The 5599-nt window shown below is 71.6% G+C and carries 4 protein-coding genes and 2 pseudogenes; 3 read left to right on the forward strand and 3 right to left on the reverse strand.

All coding sequences use genetic code 11. The features are described from left to right. The first annotated feature begins 434 nt into the window (after window positions 1-434). Window positions 435-1433: a tryptophan--tRNA ligase gene (gene trpS / locus GT042_RS03355; RefSeq protein ID WP_161307202.1), complete on the forward strand. Its 999-nt coding sequence runs from the start codon at window positions 435-437 to the stop codon at window positions 1431-1433. A gap of 74 nt (window positions 1434-1507) precedes the next feature. On the opposite strand, the gene proC is transcribed toward trpS, so the two are convergent. The 3 genes from proC to GT042_RS03370 form a co-directional block, all read right to left on the reverse strand. Next, the gene (proC, locus tag GT042_RS03360; protein ID WP_161307203.1) at window positions 1508-2317 is read right to left on the reverse strand and encodes a pyrroline-5-carboxylate reductase; all 810 of its coding nucleotides are present in this window, start codon (window positions 2315-2317) and stop codon (window positions 1508-1510) included. Window positions 2318-2499: 182 nt separating this feature from the next. Continuing rightward, window positions 2500-3327, reverse strand: coding sequence for an ABC transporter permease (locus GT042_RS03365; protein WP_202532299.1), 828 nt, complete (start codon window positions 3325-3327; stop codon window positions 2500-2502). Next, a complete protein-coding gene (locus GT042_RS03370; protein WP_161307204.1) occupies window positions 3324-4091 on the reverse strand; it encodes an ABC transporter ATP-binding protein in 768 nt (255 codons plus the stop codon). Before GT042_RS03370 ends, GT042_RS03365 begins: the two co-directional genes overlap by 4 nt. A 272-nt stretch (window positions 4092-4363) precedes the next feature. Between GT042_RS03370 and GT042_RS03375 the strand changes: the two are divergent. Continuing rightward, a pseudogene (locus GT042_RS03375) lies at window positions 4364-5097 on the forward strand (alpha/beta hydrolase). 296 nt (window positions 5098-5393) lie between these two features. Continuing rightward, window positions 5394-5599, forward strand: a pseudogene (locus GT042_RS03380) (hypothetical protein); the annotation flags it as partial.

Raw genomic sequence — 5599 nt, forward strand, 5'->3', positions numbered from 1 at the left:
TTGCCTTCCCGGCCCTTCGGCCGTTCCGACGAGTGAGACTTTAGCGGAATCACTGGTCCCGACGCTAATCGGGGCCGCGTCCCTTCGAACGCGGATTCCTCATTTCGCAAAGGCGCACGCAAAACAAGGCGACCTGTTGTCGCTCGTTTGTCGTGTGTCCTGCGGAATGACTGCCCGGGGACCGGACCTAGCCGGTGCTCACGTCGGACAGCTCGCAGCACATTACGGAGGTGTGTACCGCGTGTCAAATCGACGGTCGGCGGCTAGTCTTGGGGCCATGACAACGCATGCGTGCATCCTTCAGTGGTGGACCGCCTGACGGCGGCCGCCCCCACGCATGTACCCAACGGCCGCCGCTTTCGGCGGCCGTTCGCGTTTCTCCCCTCGGGAGCCGGCCGCACGGGCGGTGGCTCCGATGAGGAGAGTGATACGGGATGACGCGGATCTTCAGCGGGATCAAGCCCACGGGCCATCTGACGCTGGGCAACTACCTCGGGGCCGTACGGCGGTGGGTCGAGGTCGACCAGCACCGGTCGGACGCGGTGTTCAGCGTGGTGGACCTCCACGCGCTCACCGTCGAGCACGATCCGGCCCGCGTGCGCAGACTCACCCGGCAGGCCGCCACGCTGTTGCTGGCGGCCGGGCTGGACCCTGGCCTGTGCACCGTATTCGTACAGAGTCATGTGGACGAGCACACCCGGCTGTCGTACCTGCTGGAGTGCACGGCCACGGACGGCGAGCTGCGGCGCATGATCCAGTACAAGGAGAAGAGCGCCGAGGCGCGGACGTCCGGGGAGAGCGTGCGGTTCTCGCTCCTGTCGTATCCGGTGCTGATGACGGCGGACATCCTGGCCTACCGGACCGACGAGGTGCCGGTGGGTGAGGACCAGACGCAGCACGTGGAGCTGACGCGGGATCTGGCCGTGCGGTTCAACCAGCGGTACGGGCACACGTTCGCGATTCCGAAGGCCACGCGTCCGCCGGTGGCCGCGCGGGTCATGAATCTCCAGGACCCGACGTCGAAGATGGGCAAGTCCCATGACTCCGGCGCCGGGATCGTCTATCTGCTCGACGAGCCCGACGTGGTGCGGAAGAAGGTCATGCGGGCGGTGACCGACAGCGGCTCCGAGGTCGCGTACGACCGGGAGACCGCCCCGGGTGTGGCGAATCTGCTGGAGATCCTCGCCGCGTGCACGGACGGGAATCCGGTCGAACTGGCCGGCGGCTACCACTCGTACGGGGCACTGAAGAAGGACACCGCGGACGCGGTGGTCGAGGTGCTCCGGCCGTTGCGCGAGCGGCACGCGGTCCTGGCGGCGGATCCCGGCCAGGTGGACGCGGTGTTGAAGGACGGGGCGGAGCGGGCGAGGGGGATGGCGCGTCCGGTGGTCGACGCCGCCTGTCGGGCGGTCGGTCTGCTGCCGGCCGGCTGAGGGGAAGGGCGGGCTGAGGGTGGCGGGCCCGGCCCTGTGTGGGGCGCCCACAGCCCGCCACCCGCTGTCAGCCGTCAGCCGTTTCCTGAGGCGAGTTCGCGGCTGCGGTCGCGGGCCGCTTCGAGGGCGGCGATGAGGGCCGCGCGTACGCCGTGGTTCTCCAGTTCGCGGATGGCGCTGATGGTGGTGCCGGCCGGGGAGGTCACGGCTTCGCGGAGCTTCACCGGGTGCTCGCCGCTGTCGCGGAGCATCACGGCGGCGCCGATGGCGGCCTGGACGATGAGGTCGTGGGCCTGGGCGCGGGGCAGGCCGAGGAGGATGCCGGCGTCGGTCATCGCCTCGACGAGGAAGTAGAAGTAGGCCGGGCCCGAGCCGGAGAGGGCGGTGGCCGCGTCCTGCTGGGACTCGGGGACGCGGAGCGTCTTGCCGACTCCGCCGAAGATCTCCTCGGTGTGGGTGAGGTGGGCGGCGAGGGCGTGGCTGCCGGCGGAGATGACGGACATGCCCTCGTCCACGAGGACGGGCGTGTTGGGCATGACGCGGACGACGGGGGTGCCGGTGGCGAGGCGTTCCTCGATGAACGCGGTGGTGATGCCGGCCGCGGCGCTGATGACGAGGCGGTCGGGGGTGAGGTGGGGGCCCAGCTCGTCCAGGAGCTTGCCCATGTCCTGGGGTTTGACGGCGAGGATGAGGGTGTCGGCGCGTTTGGCGGCTTCGGCGTTGGTGACGGGTTCGACGCCGTAGCGGTCGTGGAGTTCCGTGGCCCGTTCGGGGCGGCGGGTGGTCACCAGGAGGTGCGCGGGGCGCCAGCCGGCCCGGATCATGCCGCTGAGCAGAGCCTCGCCGATCTTTCCGGTGCCGAGGACTGCGACTGTCTTGCTCATTACGGGGTCACCTCGCCGGTGGGTGGGTGGGGCGGTCGTACGTGACCATCCTCGCACCGGGGGCGGCGGGGAGCGGGCGGTGTCCGAGGAGCGGGCGCCGGGTCGCGGGTGGGCCTGGGGCCGGGCCGTACGAGAGTCGGGGCGTACGAGAGTCGGGGCGTGCCGCGGTCAGGGTGCGGCCGTCAAGGGGTGCGGCGGCGGAGGGTCGCCGCGCCGAGGGCGAGGACGAGGAGGGCGCAGCCCGCGACGACCAGGACGTCGCGGACGAAGTCGCCGGTCATGTCGGTGTGGCGGAGGACCTGGTTCATGCCGTCGACGGCGTACGACATGGGCAGGACGTCGGAGATCGCCTCCAGGACGGGCTGCATGGCGGGGCGCGGGGTGAACAGTCCGCACAGCAGCAGCTGGGGGAAGATCACCGCGGGCATGAACTGGACGGCCTGGAACTCGGACGCGGCGAAGGCGGAGACGAAGAGGCCGAGCGCGGTGCCGAGGAGGGCGTCGAGGAGCGCGACGAGCAGCAGGAGCCAGGGGGAGCCGACGACGTCGAGGCCGAGGGCCCAGACGGCGAGGCCGGTGGCGAGGGTGGACTGGATGAGGGCGAGCAGGCCGAAGGCGAGGGCGTAGCCGGCGATCAGGTCGCCCTTGCCGAGTGGCAGGGCGAGCAGGCGTTCCAGGGTGCCGGAGGTGCGTTCGCGCAGGGTGGCGATCGAGGTCACCAGGAACATGGTGATGAGCGGGAAGATGCCCAGCAGCGAGGCGCCGATGGAGTCGAAGGTGCGCGGGCTGCCGTCGAAGACGTACCGGAGCAGGACGAGCATCACGCACGGGACGAGGATCATCAGCGCGATCGAGCGCGGGTCGTGGCGGAGTTGGCGCAGGACGCGGGCGGCGGTGGCGAGCGTCCTGGCGGTGGAGAGGATGCCGCCGCGGCGGGAGCCCGGGGCGGGGGCGCTCGCGGCGCCGGCGCTGTCGCCGGTGGTGCCGGTGAGGGGGGTCGTGGTGCTCATCGGGCGCTCTCCTGGAGTGCGTTGGCCTCGTCGACCAGGTGGAGGAAGGCTTGTTCGACGTTCTCGGAGTCCGTACGGCGGCGCAGGGCGTCGGGGGTGTCGTCGGCGAGGATCTCGCCGTCGCGCATGAGGAGCAGGCGGTGGCAGCGTTCGGCTTCGTCCATGACGTGGGAGGAGACGAGGATCGTGGCGGCGCGCCGGCCGGCGATCCGGTGGAAGAGCTCCCAGAGGTCGCGGCGCAGGACGGGGTCGAGGCCGACGGTCGGTTCGTCGAGGACCAGCAGTTCGGGTGAGCCGAGCAGGGCGACGGCGAGGGAGACGCGGTTGAGCTGGCCGCCGGAGAGGCGTCCCGCGAGCGCGTCGGCGTGGGAGCCGAGGTCGACGTCGGCGAGGGCGCGGGCGACGGATTCCTCGCGGGCGTCGCGGCGGGCGCGTCCTGGGTCGAGTACGGCGGCGAAGTAGTCGAGGTTCTGGCGGACCGTGAGGTCCGTGTAGACGGAGGGTGCCTGGGTCACGTAGCCGACGCGTGAACGCAGGGTGGCGTGGCCCGCCGGGTGGCCGAGGACGTCGAGTGTGCCGGTGACCTGGGCCTGGGTGCCGACGACGGAGCGCATCAGGGTGGATTTGCCGCAGCCGGAAGGGCCGAGAAGGCCGGTGATTCGGCCGGGCGGCACGGCGAAGTCGAGCCCGCGCAGGACGGTTCTGTCGCCGCGCCGGACGGTGAGGCCGCGGGCCTGGACGGCGGCTCCCGAAGAATTCATCATGTGATGAATAATGCGAGCACCGGTCGGCGTCGTCAAGGGGGTTGACAGCGTTGGGCCTTCGGGCGGGTGCCTTCCCGGGGCCGGTCGCGGGGCCTGCGTGAATCCGTTGGCGAGGCGCGGCGACCGCTGCTACTTTTCCGGTGGCCGTGCGAGAGAACGAGGAGGTGGTACCCGTGAACGCTGTATCGACATGGGTGCTCCCCTCCGGGGTCACGGTCGGGCGACAGGTCGTCCGGGAGCGCCGTACATGAGCACTCCCGAAAGGCACGACCATGCGATTCACTTCCGAGCAGCGCCTCGACAACGGCGTTCTGGAACGCGAGTTCACCCTCGGCGAGATCCCCGGCACCCTGTGGACGCCTGAATCCGCCGCACCGGCCCCGCTGGTCCTGATGGCCCACAACAACGGCCTGCCCAAGGCGGAACCCCGGCTGGTGGCCCGGGCCCGGTACACGGCGGCGCGCGGCTACACGGTGGCCACGATCGACGCCGCCGGGTGCGGTGACCGTCCGCGTTCCGCCGCCGACGAGGAGACCCGCGCCGAGCTCCGGCGGGCGATGCGGGCCGGCGAACCGGTCGACGAGATCTTCGAGTCCTTCATCGGCCCGCTCGTCGACAACGCGGTCCCGGAATGGCGGGCCACCCTGGACGCGCTCCTCGCGCTGCCGGGGATCGACGGCCCGGTCGGGTACTCCGGGGGATGGACCGCCCTCGGCATCCGCCTGGCGGTGGCCGAGCCGCGCATCGCCGCGGCGGGCTTCTTCGCCGGGGGGTACGTGCCCCGCGCCCTGCGCGAGGAGGCCCGGCGGGTCACCATTCCGCTGCTGTTCCTGGTGCAGTGGGACGACGAGGGAAACCCCCGGCAGCGGGCCCTGGACCTGTTCGACGCCTTCGGCAGCAAGGAGAAGACGCTGCACGCGAATCTGGGCGGGCACACCGGCACACCGGCACACCGCCGTTCGAGCTGGAGGACGGCTGCCGGTTCCTGGACCGGCACCTGAAGTAGCAGCGGGCGGGCCCCCGGAGCGGAGACATCCGGTCCGGGGGCCCGTAGCCGGACGCCCGCCGGACGTTCCGGGCGCACAGGCACCGCCATACGGCCCTGAGTTGCGGTCGCCGCGAAGAGGGCGGGCGGCCCCGGCCGGGCGGCGGACCGGCTCCCCCGCCTGGTCAAAACGCCTTTGCCCCAGGTGTTTTCGCCGACACGGACGCGATCTCCAGGAGGACATAGGGGACTTTCGGTGATCTTCTTCCCCATGTGAGCTGGCCCGGTCCCGGGCCGGCCGGGCCTTTGGAGTCCGTATGACGATCCACCGCATCGCTCTCGCGTCCCTGACCACCGTGGTTCTCGCGGTCGGCGGCACCGTACTCACCCTGGCTCCCGTCGGCGCCGCCCCGGCCTCCGCGCCGCGGGTGGCCGTCCCCGACCCCGTCACCTGCGCCGCCGCCACGACCACCACGGAAGCCGCCGTGACCAAGGCCCGTACCGCCGCGGTCGCGGCGGCGGC

It is taken from the genome of Streptomyces sp. SID3212, from assembly GCF_009865405.1.
Taxonomy (GTDB): Bacteria; Actinomycetota; Actinomycetes; order Streptomycetales; family Streptomycetaceae; genus Streptomyces.

What these genes read in the sequence shown, in the direction of transcription:
- trpS (WP_161307202.1), top strand. Translation starts at nt 435, where the DNA reads ATGACGCGGATCTTCAGCGGGATCAAGCCCACGGGCCATCTGACGCTG.
- proC (WP_161307203.1), bottom strand. Translation starts at nt 2,317, where the DNA reads ATGAGCAAGACAGTCGCAGTCCTCGGCACCGGAAAGATCGGCGAGGCT.
- GT042_RS03365 (WP_202532299.1), bottom strand. Translation starts at nt 3,327, where the DNA reads ATGAGCACCACGACCCCCCTCACCGGCACCACCGGCGACAGCGCCGGC.
- GT042_RS03370 (WP_161307204.1), bottom strand. Translation starts at nt 4,091, where the DNA reads ATGATGAATTCTTCGGGAGCCGCCGTCCAGGCCCGCGGCCTCACCGTC.